Annotated in this window: 16 protein-coding genes; 5 read left to right on the top strand and 11 right to left on the bottom strand. The window is 66.4% G+C overall.

The genetic code is table 11. The annotated features are described in order from the left end of the window. Positions 1–91: 91 nt before the first annotated feature. Positions 92–1,156 (bottom strand): cobalamin-independent methionine synthase II family protein, encoded by a 1,065-nt coding sequence (locus tag VGR06_RS41220; protein WP_327564691.1) that lies wholly within the window; start codon positions 1,154–1,156, stop codon positions 92–94. 185 nt (positions 1,157–1,341) lie between these two features. Here VGR06_RS41220 and VGR06_RS41215 point away from each other — a divergent pair, with 185 nt between their 5' ends. After that, on the top strand, positions 1,342–1,764 hold the full coding sequence (locus VGR06_RS41215) for a helix-turn-helix domain-containing protein (protein WP_327564690.1): 423 nt from the start codon (positions 1,342–1,344) through the stop codon (positions 1,762–1,764). Here VGR06_RS41215 and VGR06_RS41210 read toward each other — a convergent pair. The 5 genes from VGR06_RS41210 to VGR06_RS41190 all read right to left on the bottom strand — a co-directional run bounded on the left by VGR06_RS41210 (position 1,730) and on the right by VGR06_RS41190 (position 5,238). Next, positions 1,730–2,383: a DUF6239 family natural product biosynthesis protein gene (locus tag VGR06_RS41210; protein ID WP_327564689.1), complete on the bottom strand. Its 654-nt coding sequence runs from the start codon at positions 2,381–2,383 to the stop codon at positions 1,730–1,732. The genes VGR06_RS41215 and VGR06_RS41210 overlap by 35 nt on opposite strands. An 11-nt stretch (positions 2,384–2,394) precedes the next feature. After that, positions 2,395–2,964 (bottom strand): hypothetical protein, encoded by a 570-nt coding sequence (locus tag VGR06_RS41205; RefSeq protein WP_327564688.1) that lies wholly within the window; start codon positions 2,962–2,964, stop codon positions 2,395–2,397. A gap of 132 nt (positions 2,965–3,096) precedes the next feature. Further along, positions 3,097–3,822, bottom strand: a complete 726-nt coding sequence (locus VGR06_RS41200) for an AraC family transcriptional regulator (protein WP_327564687.1) — start codon at positions 3,820–3,822, stop codon at positions 3,097–3,099. Between the two features lie 23 nt (positions 3,823–3,845). Continuing rightward, positions 3,846–4,610 (bottom strand): helix-turn-helix domain-containing protein, encoded by a 765-nt coding sequence (locus VGR06_RS41195; protein WP_327564686.1) that lies wholly within the window; start codon positions 4,608–4,610, stop codon positions 3,846–3,848. Positions 4,611–4,953: 343 nt separating this feature from the next. Then, on the bottom strand, positions 4,954–5,238 hold the full coding sequence (locus VGR06_RS41190; protein WP_327564685.1) for a DUF6235 family protein: 285 nt from the start codon (positions 5,236–5,238) through the stop codon (positions 4,954–4,956). A 121-nt stretch (positions 5,239–5,359) separates the two neighbouring features. Here VGR06_RS41190 and VGR06_RS41185 point away from each other — a divergent pair, with 121 nt between their 5' ends. After that, on the top strand, positions 5,360–6,049 hold the full coding sequence (locus tag VGR06_RS41185) for a TetR/AcrR family transcriptional regulator (protein WP_327564684.1): 690 nt from the start codon (positions 5,360–5,362) through the stop codon (positions 6,047–6,049). 74 nt (positions 6,050–6,123) lie between these two features. On the opposite strand, the gene VGR06_RS41180 is transcribed toward VGR06_RS41185, so the two are convergent. After that, the gene (locus tag VGR06_RS41180; RefSeq protein ID WP_327564683.1) at positions 6,124–7,353 is read right to left on the bottom strand and encodes an MFS transporter; all 1,230 of its coding nucleotides are present in this window, start codon (positions 7,351–7,353) and stop codon (positions 6,124–6,126) included. A 351-nt stretch (positions 7,354–7,704) separates the two neighbouring features. Between VGR06_RS41180 and VGR06_RS41175 the strand changes: the two genes are divergently transcribed. The 3 genes from VGR06_RS41175 (at position 7,705) to VGR06_RS41165 (ending at position 11,139) form a co-directional block, all read left to right on the top strand. Further along, positions 7,705–8,706 carry an alpha/beta hydrolase gene (locus VGR06_RS41175; RefSeq protein ID WP_327564682.1) on the top strand — a complete coding sequence of 334 codons (1,002 nt, stop codon included), beginning with the start codon at positions 7,705–7,707 and terminating at the stop codon, positions 8,704–8,706. Positions 8,707–8,805: 99 nt separating this feature from the next. Then, complete coding sequence (locus tag VGR06_RS41170) at positions 8,806–9,321, top strand: pyridoxamine 5'-phosphate oxidase family protein (RefSeq protein WP_327564681.1); 516 nt, start codon at positions 8,806–8,808, stop codon at positions 9,319–9,321. A gap of 279 nt (positions 9,322–9,600) precedes the next feature. Then, complete coding sequence (locus VGR06_RS41165; RefSeq protein WP_327564680.1) at positions 9,601–11,139, top strand: FAD-dependent oxidoreductase; 1,539 nt, start codon at positions 9,601–9,603, stop codon at positions 11,137–11,139. A gap of 83 nt (positions 11,140–11,222) precedes the next feature. Here the strand turns inward: VGR06_RS41165 and VGR06_RS41160 are convergent, their stop codons facing one another. The 4 genes from VGR06_RS41160 to VGR06_RS41145 form a co-directional block, all read right to left on the bottom strand. Then, complete coding sequence (locus VGR06_RS41160) at positions 11,223–11,972, bottom strand: SDR family oxidoreductase (protein WP_327564679.1); 750 nt, start codon at positions 11,970–11,972, stop codon at positions 11,223–11,225. A 135-nt stretch (positions 11,973–12,107) separates the two neighbouring features. Further along, positions 12,108–13,337 carry an MFS transporter gene (locus VGR06_RS41155; RefSeq protein ID WP_327564678.1) on the bottom strand — a complete coding sequence of 410 codons (1,230 nt, stop codon included), beginning with the start codon at positions 13,335–13,337 and terminating at the stop codon, positions 12,108–12,110. A gap of 271 nt (positions 13,338–13,608) precedes the next feature. Then, complete coding sequence (locus VGR06_RS41150; protein WP_327564677.1) at positions 13,609–14,793, bottom strand: acyl-CoA dehydrogenase family protein; 1,185 nt, start codon at positions 14,791–14,793, stop codon at positions 13,609–13,611. A 52-nt stretch (positions 14,794–14,845) separates the two neighbouring features. Next, positions 14,846–16,030, bottom strand: a complete 1,185-nt coding sequence (locus VGR06_RS41145; protein ID WP_327564676.1) for an acyl-CoA dehydrogenase family protein — start codon at positions 16,028–16,030, stop codon at positions 14,846–14,848. Positions 16,031–16,221 lie beyond the last annotated feature (191 nt).

Genomic DNA, 16,221 nt, shown 5'->3' with positions numbered 1-16,221 from the left:
TCGCTTGGGTGGGGTGCGGTGCGATTACGGGGGCCTTCCTCCCCGTGGGCGTGAGAAAGGCCCCCTTCATCGCACTCCGGACCCCGAAGAGTCAGAGGCCGAGGGACTCGCTGGCCAGGCGGGTGCCGTCGACCCGGGCCTTGATCTTGGCGAAGGCCGTGTCGCGGGGGGTGGAGGTGTCGTCGGCGAACGGGGAGAAGCCGCAGTCGTCGCAGGTGCCGAGGCGGTCCGGGGTGATGTACTCGATGGCCTGGAGGATCTGGTCGCGGACCTCTTCGGGGGTCTCCACCCGCGGGTTGATCGGGTCGGTGACGCCGATGAAGATCAGCTGGTCGGCGCGGGAGTGGGTGCGCACGGTGTCGAGGACTCCGGCGCGGTCGGACTCGCTGGCCAGCTGGAGGTAGAAGCGGCCGGCGTGGATGTTGAACAGCGACGGCAGCAACTCGCCGTAGTCGACGTCGAGGCTGTGCACCGAGTCCTGGTCGCCGCCGGGGCAGGTGTGCACCCCGATTCGCGCGCGCTCCTCGTCGGAGAAGCGGTCGAGCACGGTATTGATGAGATCGACGAACGTGTTGAGCAATCCCTTTGACGGGTCGAGTTTGACGGACAGCCGACCCTCGGTGAAGTCCAGCTGGACGATCGGTGCACCGGCGTCGAGGCAGCGCCGGATGTCTTTCTCGCTTTCGTTCACCAGGTCGTCGATGAATGTTTCCTTGGCGTAACCGGGCAAACCGTCACCGGGATACAGCAGGCTCAGCGCGGACGGCGCGATCACCGGCTGCTTCACCGGGCGGCCGGTGATCTCTTTTGCCTTGCGATAGTACTGGTCGGCATAGGTGCCGTACTGAAACGGACCGCCGGTCAGCACCGGCAGCTGGCGGGTGTGTCCATCGGCGAACGGGATGACCGCACCATCCGGACCGAGCGCGGTGAAACCGTCCAACGGGTACGTCGCGAAACTGGGTTTTCCCTGCTCGCCATCGGTGATCACGGGCGACCCGGTCTCCTCGAACCGGTCGATCGTGTCCTTGAGGGCGCGGTCCTGCAGCTCCTGCAGATCGGCCAACCCGATCCGGCCGGCGGCATGGTCGGCCAGACCGTCCAGAAGGTACTGCGGACGGGGAATACTACCGATCGGTTCGGTCGGAATAGGCATACCGGTCAGTACCTTTCCTGAATTGCTCATGAAGACCCCTACACCGAATGGTCTACCAGATGGCAGACCGCCGGGGAAGTCACACCGGAGTAAGTCTGGTCAAGCAACCATGGAACGAATACCATGGATGAATGCTGGGACGCACTTATGACCAAGTTTGTTCAGTCGCTCGGACCCTGGAAGTCGTGGGTGAGCGCTGGACCATCCTGATCCTGCGCGACGCGCTGATCGGCGTGCGGCGCTTCGACCAGTTCCTCAACCGGCTCGGTATTGCCCGCAACGTGCTCACCGACCGGCTGAACCGTTTGGTGGACAACGGAATCATGGAACGGGTGGCCTACCAGGAGCGCCCGCTGCGGCACGAGTACCAGCTCACCCGGAAGGGCCTCGAGCTCTCGCCGGTCATCTTCACGCTGATGGAGTGGGGCGACCGCTACATCTCCTACGAGGACGGCCCGCCGCGCGTCCTCGAGCACGCGGGCTGCGGCGGCCACGTCGTGACGCAGCTGGCCTGCGAGGACTGCGCGCGCCCGCTGGTGGTCGACGAGGTGACCAACCGGCCGGGCCCGGGGGCTACGGCGCAGCAGCTGTCACCCGCGGCAACGTGAGCATCAGCGCGTAGGCCGACGCGGCGAGCGCGGCGTTTCCCAGCAGCGCGGCCTCGATCCGGACCAGTGTCCCGAGCACCCGGCCCCCCACGCCGCACACCGTGAACCAGGACAGCCCGACGAGGGCCAGCACCACGGCCGTCGGCAGCAGAACCGTCAGCTCCCCCGCGCCCAGGATCGCCCGCAGGAACTCGACCAGCGCGAACCCGAAGGACAGCGTGACCATCCACGGCGCGCAGGCCCGGGCCCGGCCACGCGTGGTGGCGTAGCGCGGATCCCGGGACAGGATCACGACCAGCGGCGCGGCCAGCGCGGCGAGCACCAGTACGACGACCTGCCGCGGGAAGTCGATGCCGTCGGCGAGCATGAACTCGAACAGCACCGCAACCGCAGCGCTGCCGGCCACGAACGCGGTGGTGGCCCGGCTGGGCTCGGACAGGAACCCCCGCAGCATCGCGAACGCCGCGACCGCGGGCACCGCGACGAGCAGGCCGACGCGCAGGACCAGCGGCCCGATGCTGACCGGCAGGTTCAGCGTGTGGTCGTGCTGCGCGGCCCAGGCGACTCCGGGGGACAGCAAGAACTGGGTGCCGGCGAGGCCGGCACCCAGTGACACCATCGTTCCCAGCCTCAGGCGGCGGCCGGCGCGATGGCGCACGAGCACGTCATCTGCGCCCGCTCGGTCGCGTTGGGTCGGAGGTGGTAGACCATGGCGATCACCATGGGGACGAACACCACCGCGTTGTAGAACAGGTGCAGCTCGACGCGCGGGAAGACGAGCTGGAGGATGCTCGTCGGCGCCTTCTGGCCGAAGAAGTAGGAGCCGGTCAGCGCCTGGATCAGCAGCAGCAGGTGCTCGAGGTGATGCCACACCTGGATCACCAGGGCCACGTTCCACCAGGTCCTGGACCGGCCGGTGAAGCCGGGGCGCAGCAGGATCAGGCCGACGAGCATGACGAAGGCGAAGCCGTAGTGCAGCCATTCCGACGTCACCAGCCAGGGAAACGCCAACCCCAACGCGCCCTTCGCCTTGGGCCGGGCCCACCCCAGGGCGTAAATCTGGACAGCCTGCGTGATGTGCTCCACCCAGTGGGCAATCACGACGAACATGAACGCATAAAGTGCGGCCTTGTGGCCACGGGTGTTGAGCACGGTGAGTAAGCTTTCCGCGCGCCGCGCCGGAACACTAGCCGTAGTCACTGTCTGCCCTCCTTGGGTACCTGACCGGGTTTCCACCAGTATCGCGGAGATCCGGCGTAAAACCAGGGTTCTCGCGCAGACTCCAGCGTCTCCCAGGCACCGGTTTCCCGGCACCTTCAGCCGTGCGCATTTTCAGGATGCGACCCGGGCGAGCTCCGAAACCTCGTCGTGGAGGGCCATCAGCACCGGCGGATCCAGGTTGCTGACCGGGCGCAGATGAATGTCCGCGATCCGGGCGGCGACCTGCGGGTGAACGGTGAGCGTGCCGTAGACACCGACGTGCGGCACCGGATCGGTGGGCGCGTGCGCCATCAGGTACCAGGTGCCCGGCGGAACGTCGGTGAGCGCGTACGGTCCGGGCGCGCGGATCAGGGTGCTTCGGACGGCTGGGGCTTCGAGGATTCGTCCGGGAAACAAGCCCACGAAGATCAGCTTTGGTGCGCTGGCCGGTGGAGCCACGACGTTCCCCCGAACCACCCCCTTCGTCTCGGTCTCGGGCGACTGGTCGGCGGGCAGCTTCGCGGGGTTGCCGCCGAGCTGCCGGTAGGTGGTGGGGGACACGCCGACGCTGTGCCGGAAACGCGAGCTGAACGTGCCGACGCTGTTGTAGCCGACGCGGTGGCTGATGTCGGCCACGGTCAGCGACGTGGTCAGCAGCAGGCGCTTGGCCTCCTCCAGCCGCAGGGCTGACAGGAACCGGCCCGGCGACACACCGGTCACCCGCTGGAACACGCGGGTGAAATGAAATTTGCTGAACATCGCGGAGCGGGCCAGATCGTCGATGGTCAGGCTGTCCCCGAGATTGGTTCGCATGGTGTCGATGGCGCGCTGTACCGCACGCACGACGATCTCATCCATGGGACCGGTCCATTCAGGTTTCGTTAAGCGGCGTGCGCGGTCGGCGTGCTGGGGTTCCGGAACAGCTCGGTGAACTTGCCGAGCAACTTCGGATCTCCGGTGACGCGAACCGCACCGTCGGCGATGGCCGCGGCCGCGGACAGCTCGCCGGTCATCAGGTCTTTGATGGCGTACCCGGTCTCAATGACCAGATCGGCGTTCGGTAACGGCCCGACGCCGGTGGCAAGGGCACCGTTGTCGACCCGCGCGTACCCGACGAAATCGAGGACACGCAGTTCGAACCCGACGTGCAACCGGCGGGCCAGCTCCGGCCGGAACGTCGAGCGCAGCGACATGATCAGGGCGGACTCGGTGAAGATGTCCTCGGGCAGCGGCCTGCCCAGCAGCCGCGCGCCCCACCGGCCCAGCCGCACCAGGATCTCCTCGAGTTCGAGGCCGTAGTCAGTGAGTTCGTACACGTCTGTGGCGTCCCCGTCAGGAGCGTGCACGGCGCGGATCACGCCGGTGTGCTCCAGCTCCCGCAACCGCGCGGAGAGCACGTCCACCGGAATCCTGGGCAGACCGCGGCGCAGGTCACTGAAACCCTTCGGCGACACCAGCAAGTCCCGGACAATCAGCGGTGCCCAGCGCTCGCCGAGCACCTCCATGGACCGGGCAATGCCACAGTACTGCCCGTACGTGCGGCGGGTCATCGCGTCCAACTCAGCTACAATCGCTTCCATCTCCGCCGACTCGGTCACCCCGTAAACCGCGTCGTCCACATCGAACTCACGCGGTGCTGTCGTCAACTGAAAGCGATCGCCCGCAATGGTTACACCGTCCTGGTCGACTACCAGCCTCCACCGCGCGTCTGTCATCGGCCACATCCCCTCACGTTTCACCAGGACACGGCCCAACGGTCTCAAAAACCGGTGACGGCGGGCAGTGACCCGGGCACCGGACCGCAATGAGTTGGCCACGCGTGCGGACACAGCGACTCATGGGACGGCCATGAACAACTCATATCCAAACGGGACAGAACCTGCCCGCCGGGGTGGACCGCGGATATCCGATCGGGGCGGACTTGATGGTCAACATCCGCGCGCTCGTGGAGGGCACTGCGGGCCCGGTCAACACCGACATCGTCGCAGGTCAGGCCGGAGCGCCGAGGTAGACCAGGCCGAACGAGTCGAACGAGTGCACGCGGATCTTGACCATCAGGTCGGCGTACACCAGCACGGCGAACTCGCTGAGCCGGTGCGGGTCGTCGACGAACTCGTAGTCACGCTCGACGGTGCCGTCGGCGACGGCGAACAGGACCGCGTAGACCGCCTGCAGGTCGGCGTCGGTGGCGGTCTCGCTCCAGGCGTCGAGGACGTCGAACTGGTCGTCCATGCGGAAGCTGACGGTGCGGCGGGTGCTGATGTTCTCGTTCATGTCTGCCCTCCCTAGGCTCCCCATAAGCATAACAGCGTTGTGCCTCTTAGCACAACACTGTTGTGGAAAAAGGTGCCGCCGGCGGGAGACCTACCCGCCGGTGTTATGCAACGCTGGTCCGGTGAGCCCGCGAAAAGCCGACCCCACAGCCCGTGCCACGCTGATCGAGATCGGTGCGCGGCTGCTCCACGAGGAGGGTCCGCAGACGCTGTCCACCCGCCGCATCGCCGCCGAGGCCGGTAGCTCGACCATGGCGGTGTACACGCACTTCGGCGGCATGGACGGCCTGGTCCGCGAGATCGTCCACGAAGGCTTCGCCCGGCTCGAGAAGTTCCTCACCCAGGTACGGGAAAGCGACGACCCGGTCGCCGACATGGCCGTCCTCGGCCGGGCCTACCGCGCCAACGCGCTGGCCAACCCGCACCTGTACACCGTGATGTTCGGCGGCGAATCGCTGGGCGGCTTCGAGCTCACCGACGAGGACCGCCAGTACGGCCGCTACACCCTCACCACGGTCATCAACTGCGCCACCCGCTGCGTGGCGTCCGGCCGGTTCCGCGCGGGCGACCCGGTCCTGGTCTCCCACCACATGTGGCTGGCCACCCATGGCCTGATCAACCTCGAACTCGGCGACTACCTCATCGACCCGTGGAACGCCGACACCTGCTACGAAACCCAGCTGGTGACCCTCATGGTCGGCGAGGGCGACTCCCTCGAAGCGGCCACCCGCTCGGTGGAACTGTCCGCCGAACGCTTCCGCACCGAGGTCGAGCACGGCCCGCACCGGCGCGCCGGCAAGCAGCAGACGTAGTGCTGTGCGCACGTTGACGTCCAAGAGGCCGCCGCGCGTTCGCGGCGGCCTCTTGGACGTGGTGGTGGTTGGTGTTATGCGGCTTCGGCGTCGGGTGCGGTGTCGGTTTGGGGTGCTGCTGGTTGTTCGACCACGGGTGGCTTGAGGTAGCTGGTGGCCCAGGCGATGAGGCCGCTGATGACGGCGATGGTGAAGCCGGTGATGATGGTGGCTTTGGCGTTGCCGCCGCCGATGGCCACACCGCCGATGAAGGATCCGAAGGCGATGCCGATGTTGGCCGCGGAGGCGGGCAGGGACTGGGCCACGGCGCCACCCGGGCCGGCCAGGGTGATGACCCGGTACTGCAGGGAGGGGACCATGCCCATGGCGAACAGTCCCCACGCCAGGATGCCGATGGCGACCAGGAAGGCCACGGTGCCGCCGAGGTAGAGGACCAGCAGGGCCGCCGCGGTACCGAAGGTGGCCACGATGAGGGTGGCCTTGGCGTTCTTGTCGGCGAACCGGCCACCAGCACCGGAACCGATGACCGTGGACACCCCGTAGACCAGCAGGAAGATGCTGATGGCCGCCCCGGAGATACCGGTGACGTCCTGCAGGAACGGCACGATGTAGGTCAACGCCGCATACAACGAGGCGAACACCGCGAAATTCAGCGCCAGCACAGCCAGCACCCGAGGAGCAAAAGCGTACTTGGCCTGGTTACCCGCACTACCCCCGGCAGGAGCCACCGACGGGGCAAAAGCGATAGTGGCCAGCAATACCACCACCGAAAGGATGATGATGGCCACGAACGCACCCCGCCAGCCCAGAGCCTGGCCGATCAACGTGCTCAACGGGACACCCAGCGCAGCCGAGACAGCCACCCCGGAGAACACCGCGGAGATAGCCCGACCCATCTTCTCCGGCGGCACCACCGAGATACCGGTGACGAACCCGGTCGCGATGAACAGACCCTGCAGGGCGCCGGTGATGATACGCGCGGTCAGGAACCAGCCATAGCTGTCGGTCAACACCGGGACCAGGTTGCCCAGGATGAACAACACCAACGCGCCGATCAGAATCGTCCGCTTGTTCAACCGCAAGGTCAACACGGTCAGGATCGGACCGCCAAACGCCAACCCCAAGGCAGCCGCGGTGACCAGAGTACCCGCGGCGGGGATGGAGACCCGCAGATCACCCGCGATCAGATCCAGCACACCGACCACGATCAGTTCAGCGGTCCCCAGCACAAACATGCCTAAAAACAGCGTGGCCAAGACGAGATTCGCCCTACCCTGGCTCACCGCCGTCTGCTGGGTACTCATGTCCAAGCCTTCCTATGATGCAGAGCATGCCGCCAGCCCAGCGGGGCGGGCCGACCGTACCTGACATGTGCCTAACCCGAGCCGACAAAACGGCCCCAAGGCGCCAAACATAAAACTACGGAACCACCCCAACCAAGGCAATATGAATTCCTCACGATCTGCACATGAACGCCTGTGTCACCCCACCATGACTGACTCCCGGCACCGGGCACAAACACCACCTTTCACCGAAAAGAACAGCGGGTGGGTTAACCCGTGGACAAGAATATGGAGGAAGTGGGCAAGGAGGAAGTGGTGTCAAAGACGGCCCGGGAGGGAGGATCTTCCCGGCAACAGACAAGGAGGTGCACCATGAGCGACCAGCAATCAGCACCGAGCCAGGGCGCGACGAACGAGGTCAGTCACCGGTTCGTGGAGACCAACGGCATCAAGATGTACTTTGCCGAGCAGGGCAAAGGGCCGCTGGTTGTGCTGCTGCACGGCTTCCCGGAGTCGTGGTACTCCTGGCGCCACCAACTCCCCGCCCTGGCGGCGGCCGGCTACCATGCCGTTGCCCCCGATCTGCGCGGCTACGGCCAGACCGACCGCCCGGAAGCGGTAGGACAGTACTCGCAACTCCACCTGGTCGGCGACCTTTTCGGCCTGCTCGACGCGCTCGGCGAGGAGCACGCGGTGGTGGTCGGCCACGACTTCGGCACGCAGGTCGCCTGGAACGCCGCGCTGATGCGGCCCGAGCGCATCCACGGTGTCGTCGCGCTGAGTGTGCCCTACCTTCCACGCGGCCCGGTCAGCGCCCTGACCGGGCTGGGCCAGGCGCTCGGCCCCGGCTTCTACATGCAGTACCTGCAGGAGCCCGGTGTGGCCGAGGCTGAGCTGGAGCGCGACGTGCGGGCCAGCCTCACCCGCATCTTCCACTGGGGCTTCGGCGACTCGCCGCAGGCGCAAGCACCCACCGGGCCGGTGGTGCCCGCGGGAGGCAGCCTCTTCGACCTCATGTCGGAGCCGGCCGCGTTGCCCGGCTGGCTCACCGAGGCCGACCTCGAGTTCTACACGGCCGAGTTCACCCGGACCGGTTTCGCCGGCGGCATCAACTGGTTCAGGACGATCGACCTGAGCTGGGAGTTGATGGCGCCGTGGCAGGGCGCGCCGATGACACCCCCGGCGCTGTACATCCACGGCGACCGGGACGGCAGTGTCCGGCTCCCGGGCATGGACCAGTTGATCCCCAACCTGCCGTACTTGGTGCCAAACCTGACGCGCACGGTGGCGCTGCCGGGGGTCGGGCACTGGACGCAGCAGGAAGGGCCGGAGGAGGTCAACGCGGAACTGCTGAGGTTCCTGGCCGGACTCTAGTACGGCGCACTTCGCCCTGAAGGGCCCTTGAGGACGCTGACCGTCCTGAAGGGACCCTTCAGGGCACCGTCAATGCCCTTTTCTCACGGAGGTGCACCCATGGACTACCCGGAGATCGTGGACCTGGTGAACACCGATCCGTTCGTGCAGACCCTGCTGGAAGCGCCGATTCCGATGCGGCTGGGATATGTGGGGCTGGACGGCCATCCGCGCACGGTGCCGGTCTCCTACCTCTGGAACGGCAAGGCGTTCGTCCTCGCGACGCCGACGTCCGCGTACAAGGTCCGGGCGATCGAAGCGCATCCTGAGGTGTCATTCACCGTCGACACCACCGATTTCCCGCCGCTGATCATGCTGGGGCGGGGAACCGCCGCGGTGGAGATCCGGCAGGGGCTCCCCCAGGAGCACATCGACGCGTCCCGCCGGGCCGTGGGCCCGGAAAGAATGCCGGAGTGGGAGCGCACCAAGCGCGAGAACACGACCGAGATGGCGGTTATCACGATCACTCCGACTCATCTCACCGTCTGCGATTTCGTCACGCGTTTTCCCCCACCGGCCGCCGTCAACGCTTCCACGCACGGGGCGGACCAGGGTTCCACGGATACTGTTGACTGAGGCCTGCTTCGTTCGGCGTGAGACGCCAACACCGGTCGAACCGCACTCTGAAAGTGGATCCTTTTGCATCCTGGTCCATAGCGTGTTACCGGCGCGCCGCGTGGTCGCCGTAGCCGGATTCTCGCGGCGGTTCACTGGTTGATTACGTCGGCTCGGTATCACCGGAGGAAGACAGCGATGGCGCAGCAGAACCAAGGTATGGCACGGCGGAGATTCCTTGCCGGAGCCGCAGCAGGTGTAGGTGGGGCAGCCGTCGCAGGCCCCTTGTTCCCAGCCGGCTTGGCGGACGCCGCCGGCACCAGCGCGTCGGCGTTGCAGGGCCAGGCCGCCGTGGTCAATCCCGGCGACCAGCAGTATCCGGACCTGGTACAGGCGCTGAACCCGCGGTGGGTCGCGGCCCCTGATTCCGTCTATGTGGTGGACGACCCGGCACAGATAGCCCCGATCGTCAGCAGTGCCGTCCGCAGTGGAAGCAGGCTGACCGTGAGGAGCGGCGGGCACTGTTTCGAGGACTTCGTCTACAACTCCGAAGTCAAGAAGATCATCGACCTGACCAACATGAACAGGATCTACTACGAGCCGAGGCTCAACGCGATCGCCGTCGAGTCCGGGGCGATTCTGCTGGATCTCTACGAGAAGCTCTACCAGACCTGGGGCGTGACCGCACCCGGCGGTGTCATCTACTCCGTGGGCGTCGGCGGCCATGTCGCCGGCGGCGGTTGGGGCTGGCTGGTTCGCCGCAATGGTCTGATCGTCGATCACCTGTACGCGGTGGAGGTGGTGGTCGTGAGTGCGTCGGGCAACGTCAGCACGGTCGTCGCCACCCGGGAGGCCTCTGATCCCAACCGCGAGCTGTGGTGGGCACACACCGGAGGCGGCGGAGGAAACTTCGGCGTCGTCACGCGGTACTTCTTCCGCTCGCCGGGCGTCACCGGCACGGACCCCCGCGGTCTGCTGCCCAGGCCGCCTGCCCAGGCGTTGTTCAATGTCACGGTGTGGGACTGGAATCAGGTGGGCGAGGCCGATTTCGCCCGGCTCAGCCAGAACTACGCCGACTGGCACATCGCGAACAAGTCTGCGAGCAGCTCCAACCGCTTCCTGTGTAGCGTGATACAGGCATATCACAAGTCGAACGGCCAGATCCTCATGCTCAGTATGGTGGATGCCGGTGCGCGAGATGCCCAGCGGATAATGGACGACTACCTCGCCTACATGTACAACGGCGTGGTCGCACCGGTGGTCACCTCTCAGCGCACACTCCCATGGCTACAATTCGTCAAGTTGACCGGCACCACCAACCCGCTGCTCACCGACCCGACGCTGCGCGCCGATTACAAGTCCGCCTTCATGATCGGCGCTTTCACGCGGACGCACCTCGCGGCGATGTACAAACACCTGATCCGTACGGACATCAGCAACCCGAACATCAACATCATGCTCAGCCCGTACGGGGGCTTGACGAACGCCGTCGCCCAGTCAGCCACCGCCATACCGCATCGCGACGCGGCATACAAGGTGGAATGGTCGGCTCAGTGGCTCAATCCCGCCGACGACGCCCAGAACATCGCGTGGGGCAGGGAAGCTTACCAGGAAACGTTTGCGGAAACCGGTGGTGTGCCGGTGCCGAACACCGTGACAGACGGGTGCTACGTCAACTATCCGGACGCCGATCTCAACGATCCCACGTTCAACAGGTCCTCGTCGAGCTGGCACGACCTGTACTACAAGGACAACTATCCTCGGCTCCAAGCGGTGAAGAAGACCTACGACCCGCGCAACTTCTTCCGGCACCGCCAGTCGGTGCAACTTCCGTCCTGACTGACCACCCGGCCGACCCAGGCGGCACAGCAAACACGCCCGATTCCGCTGGCGGCGGAATCGGGCGTGGCTTGTGTGGACGGTCAGATCTCGTGCAGCCCGGTGCCGTTGAGCAGGTAGGCGGGGGCGACGGCGGCGGCGTTCGCCTGGGCCAGTTCGACCAGGGCCTTGCCGGCGATCTCGGGCGTGACCAGCGGGCCCTGTGGCCGGAGGAACTCCTCCTCCGACAGGCCGGACGCGGCCGCGTACACCGGGATGGCCGCCCGGCCGACGCCGGTCGTCGGAGCGAACTTGGGGAATATCGTGCTGAAGGTGATGTCCAGGCCGGCGCGGTCGGAGTCGAACTGGGCGTAGCCGGTGATGAAGCGCTGGGTGGCCTTGGCGCCGACGTAGCCTCCGCTGAGCGGTGAGCCGCCGGCGCCGAGCGCGGCGCCGCTGCTGACCGTGATGACCTTGCTGCCCGGCGCCAGCGGCTTGAGCAAAGCCTCGCGCAGCCAGTGGAACGCGATACGGACGTCGCTCTCCCAGTGGATCGAGAACGTCTCCCAGGTCTGCTCGTGCAGCGGGCGCATCTGCGGGGTCGCGCCACCCACCAGGATGATGGTCCGCGGGTCGTAGCGGTCGATGAGGCGGGCCGGCACGGCGGCCTCGCCCCCGTCGGCGAGCTCGGACCGGATGGAGCCGGAACCGCCGGGAAAGTCGGGGAACTCCGCCGCGGTGCGGGACACAGCGACCACGGGGGCGCCAGCCTGGGCGAAGGCGATGGCGATCCCGTGGCCCAGGCCGCGGCTGGCGCCGACGACGATGGTGGTCCCGCCGGACAGGTCGCTCATGATTTTGTCCTCCAAGTCATGGATTTCTTCGGGTCGAACTCGCCAGACAGCTCCGGCTCTGGCGCGAGGCGCGCCAGAGGCCGGAGCCATTGGCTGTCGTGCTGCCGGGGCAGGCACGAGAGGAAAGTACTTCTGTTATGCAGCTTCGGCATCGGGCGTGACGTCGGTTTGGGGCTGAGGGACGTCCTTGATCACCGGTGGTTTGAGGTAGCTGGTGATCCAGGCGATGATGCCGCTGACGACGGCGATGATGAAGCCGGTGATCACGGTGGCCTTGGCATTGCCGCCACCGATGGCCACGCCGCCGATGAACGAGCCGAAGGCGATGCCGATGTTGGCGGCCGAGGCGGGCAGGGACTGAGCCAGTGCGCCGCCGGGACCGGCCAGCATGATGACCCGGTACTGCAGAGACGGAACCATGCCCATGGCGAACAGTCCCCAGGCCAGGATGGCCACGGCGACCAGGAAGGCCAGGGCGCCGCCCAGATACAGCACCAACAGGGCTGCCGCGGTGCCGAAGGTGGCCACAATCAGGGTGGCCTTGGCGTTCTTGTCGGCAAAGCGGCCACCAGCACCCGAGCCGATGACCGTGGAGACACCGTAGACGAGCAGGAAGATGCTGATGGCCGCACCGGAAATACCGGTGACGTCCTGCAAGAACGGCACAATGTAGGTCAACGCGGCATACAACGAGGCGAACACCGCGAAGTTCAGCGCCAGCACCGCCAACACCCGGGGAGCGAAAGCGTACTTGGCCTGATTACCGGCGCTGCCCCCAGCGGGAGCCAGCGAGGGAGCAAAAGCGATAGTAGCCACCAACACGATCACCGACAGGATGATGACGGCCACGAACGCGCCACGCCACCCGACAGCCTGACCAAGCAGCGTGCCCAGGGGAACACCCAGGGCAGCCGAGACCGCGACACCGGAGAACACCGCAGAAATCGCGCGACCCATCTTCTCCGGAGGCACCACAGAGATACCGGTGACAAACCCGGTCGCGATGAACAACCCCTGCAAAGCGCCGGTAACGATACGAGCAGCCAGGAACAGGCCATAACTGTCAGTGAGCACCGGGACCAGGTTACCCAAGATGAACAACACCAACGCGCCGATCAGAATCGTCCGCTTGTTCAACCTCAACGTCAGCACGGTCAGGATCGGGCCACCCAAAGCCAAAGCCAGCGCAGCAGCAGTGACCAGAGTGCCAGCGGCGGGAATCGACACCCGCAGATCACCCGCGATCAGATCCAGCACGCCGACCACGAGCAGTTCGGCGGTTCCCAGCACAAACATTCCTAAGAACAGCGTGGCCAAGACAAGATTCGCCCTACCCTGACTCACCGCCGTCTGCTGGGTACTCATGTCCAAGCCTTCCTTTGTTGCATAGCGTGCTGCCAGCCCAGTTGGGTGGGCCGACCTGACGTATATGGCCCGAGCCGCTGAACGACCAAGGCGCCAAGCTAAAAGTACGGAACCGCCCCGGGCCGGGGCAATATGAGTTTTTCATGTTCTGCACATGAAACCCTGTACCACCCAACCTGGAAAACCTCATTGTTCCCCTGGAAAGATGATGGAAGCGTCCTTCCGCGCGCCCAGCGTGCGAAAAGGCGCTTCCATCACGTTCCGGCAGTTCCTAGATCAGATGCGTATTGGGCTCCAAGCCGCACAGCACGCGCCCGTAGAGCTCGAAGTTCGTGGCCGGGTGCAGGACCCCGTGCAGGCTGACCACCTGGATGTCCCGCTCGATCCGCTGCAGCGGCACGTGCGAGTAGATGGAGGAGCCGCCGCTGGCGTTGTTGAGAACATCCACGGCTTCCTTGGCCCGCAGGGTGGCCGCGCCCATGTCCATGCGCGCGAGAGCCCGCTCTTCCAGCGTCCACGGCTCGCCGGACGCGTTCTTGCCGTCCAGGCGCTCGGCCCCGCGCCGCACGTGGAACTCGGCCTCGTCGATCTTCACCGCGGCCTCGGCCACCTCGAGGTGGGTCAGCGGCGCCTCGACCTGCTTCTCGTAGTTGGTGTAGGTGATCTTCCGGTTCGGCAACCGCTCGAGGAAGCTGTCCCACGCGGCCCGGGCGAGGCCGAGCGACACCGCACTGGCCGGCGCGGCCGCGGACGGCGAGAAGGGGCCCTTCCACAGCACGGAGCCGGCGTTGCGCTCCGACTGGTGCTTGCCCTCCATGATCAGGGGAAGCATCGGCAGGACGCGCGCCTGGGGGACGAAGAGGTCCTTCGCCACGGTCGACACGCTGCCCGTGCCCCGCATGCCCACGGTGTGCCAGTCGTCGACGATGATCAGATCCGCCGCCGGAACGGCGATCAGAACCGGCACGAAGGTGTTCTCGTCCACGGCCTGCACGGCGGAGTGGGCGAACCACCCGCTCTGCTGGACGCCGGTGCTGAACGGCCACTTGCCGTTCAGGATCACACCGCCGTCGGTCGGAACGGCGACCCCGTTCGGGCTGATGCTGTTGCCGATCCGCGCGTCCTGGTCGGCGGAGATCTCGTCCTGCACCTCGTCCGGGAACAGCCCGACCATCCAGGAACCGAGCGTCCACGTGTTCGCGCACCAGGCGACGGAGCCGTCGCCGCGGGCCAGTTCGGCGATCACGCCGCACACCGTGGCGGTGTCCGACTCGTAGCCTCCGTAGTGCCTCGGCGCCCGCAACCGGAACAGACCGGCGTCGACAACTCCCTGGACGACCTCGTCGTGCAGGACCCGGTTCTCCTCCTGCCACGGGGCGTGCTTGCGGATCAGGTCGACCAGATCCGCCGCCCGCCCGACCAGCTCACCCCGCGTCGGTGTCTCGAATTTCGACATTTGTTTTTGCTCCTCGATAAGATCATTGACAGTTACGGCACCGGGCGGGGTATCAGAGGAACTGCGTGTTGGGCTCCAGGCCGACCAGCACGCGTCCGTAGAGTTCGAGGTTCGTGCTCGGGACCAGGGCCGCGTTCAGGCCGAGCGCATCGACGTCCCGCACGATGCGCTGGATCGGCACGTGGGAGTAGACCGAGGAGGCGCCGCTGGCGCCGTTGAGCACGCCCACGGCCTCCGTGACCAGCTGGGTGGCCGCCCCCGCGTCCATCCGGGCGACGACCCGCTCCTGCAGGTTCCACCACTCACCGGCGCCGGCCTTGCTGTCCAGGCAATCGGCCACGCGGTGTACGTGGAACTCGGCCTCGTCGATCTTCACGGCGGCCTCGGCGACCTGGAGGTGGGTCAGCGGCGCGTCGATCTGGCGCTCGTAACTGGTGTAGGTGATCCTCCGGTCGGGCAGCCGCTCGAAGAAGGCATCCTGCGCGGCCCGGGCCATACCCAGCAGGGGCGCCACGCCCACCGCGGAAGCCAGGGGCATGAACGGGGTCTTCCACACCTGGTGGTCGGCGTTCTGCGCCGACTGGTGCTGGCCTTCCAGCAGCACGGGGAGCATCGGCAGGACGCGCGCCGCGGGCACGAAGAGGTCCTTCACCGCGGTGCTCACGCTGCTCGTGGCGCGCATGCCCGAGGTGCGCCAGTCGTCGATGATCGTCACGTCCGACATCGGAACGGCGGCCGCGGCCGGCACGTAGTTGCCGTCCTCGGTGGCCAGCAGGACGGACTGGATGATCCACTTGGCATGCGGCGCGCCGGTGATGAACTGCCACTCGCCGTTGAGGATGTAACCGCCGTCGGTCGGTGTGAGGAACCCGGTCGGGCTGACGCTGCCGCAGAGCCGGACGTCGGGGTCGGCGAAGATCTCGTCCTGCACCTCGTCCGGGAACAGCCCGGCCCGCCAGGAACCCAGCGTCATCGTGGCGACGCTCCAGCCCGTGGAGCCATCGCCGCGCGCGAGCTCGGCGACCACGTCGACCACGGTGCGCACGTCCGCCTCACTGCCCCCGTACCGAGCCGGACGCCGCATCTTCAGCAGCTCGGCGTCGGCGATTCCCTGCAGGACTTCCTCGTGCAGGGTGCGGTTCTCCTCTTGCCATGCGGCGTGCTTCCGGATCAGGTCGACCAGATCCGTCGCCCGGCGGACAAGATCAGGCCGCGATGCCGCAGCGATGATCGTCATCTGTACTCCTCGATACGATCGCAGGACAGGTGATTATGGGTAGATCCGCTCGACTCTGGGGTCCTGTGCGAGCCGATTCTCCACCGGTTACGCCGACAACTCTGGCATGGAACACATTCATGCACGTCTCCCACGTTGCTCAGTGCACGTGTCCGGAAAGACGGTCAATGTGATGGGTAACAGGGTTCGCC

Source organism: Actinophytocola sp., assembly GCF_036002505.1.
In the GTDB taxonomy this organism is placed as follows: Bacteria; Actinomycetota; Actinomycetes; order Mycobacteriales; family Pseudonocardiaceae; genus DASYTH01.
This window is presented reverse-complemented; position numbering and strand designations above follow the sequence as displayed.

Excerpts from the sequence above, each read along its gene's own strand:
- VGR06_RS41220 (WP_327564691.1), bottom strand. The coding sequence starts at position 1,156 with ATGCCTATTCCGACCGAACCGATCGGTAGTATTCCCCGTCCGCAGTAC.
- VGR06_RS41210 (WP_327564689.1), bottom strand. The coding sequence starts at position 2,383 with ATGGTGTCACTGGGTGCCGGCCTCGCCGGCACCCAGTTCTTGCTGTCC.
- VGR06_RS41200 (WP_327564687.1), bottom strand. The coding sequence starts at position 3,822 with ATGGATGAGATCGTCGTGCGTGCGGTACAGCGCGCCATCGACACCATG.
- VGR06_RS41190 (WP_327564685.1), bottom strand. The coding sequence starts at position 5,238 with ATGAACGAGAACATCAGCACCCGCCGCACCGTCAGCTTCCGCATGGAC.
- VGR06_RS41180 (WP_327564683.1), bottom strand. The coding sequence starts at position 7,353 with ATGAGTACCCAGCAGACGGCGGTGAGCCAGGGTAGGGCGAATCTCGTC.
- VGR06_RS41175 (WP_327564682.1), top strand. The coding sequence starts at position 7,705 with ATGAGCGACCAGCAATCAGCACCGAGCCAGGGCGCGACGAACGAGGTC.
- VGR06_RS41170 (WP_327564681.1), top strand. The coding sequence starts at position 8,806 with ATGGACTACCCGGAGATCGTGGACCTGGTGAACACCGATCCGTTCGTG.
- VGR06_RS41160 (WP_327564679.1), bottom strand. The coding sequence starts at position 11,972 with ATGAGCGACCTGTCCGGCGGGACCACCATCGTCGTCGGCGCCAGCCGC.
- VGR06_RS41155 (WP_327564678.1), bottom strand. The coding sequence starts at position 13,337 with ATGAGTACCCAGCAGACGGCGGTGAGTCAGGGTAGGGCGAATCTTGTC.
- VGR06_RS41150 (WP_327564677.1), bottom strand. The coding sequence starts at position 14,793 with ATGTCGAAATTCGAGACACCGACGCGGGGTGAGCTGGTCGGGCGGGCG.
- VGR06_RS41145 (WP_327564676.1), bottom strand. The coding sequence starts at position 16,030 with ATGACGATCATCGCTGCGGCATCGCGGCCTGATCTTGTCCGCCGGGCG.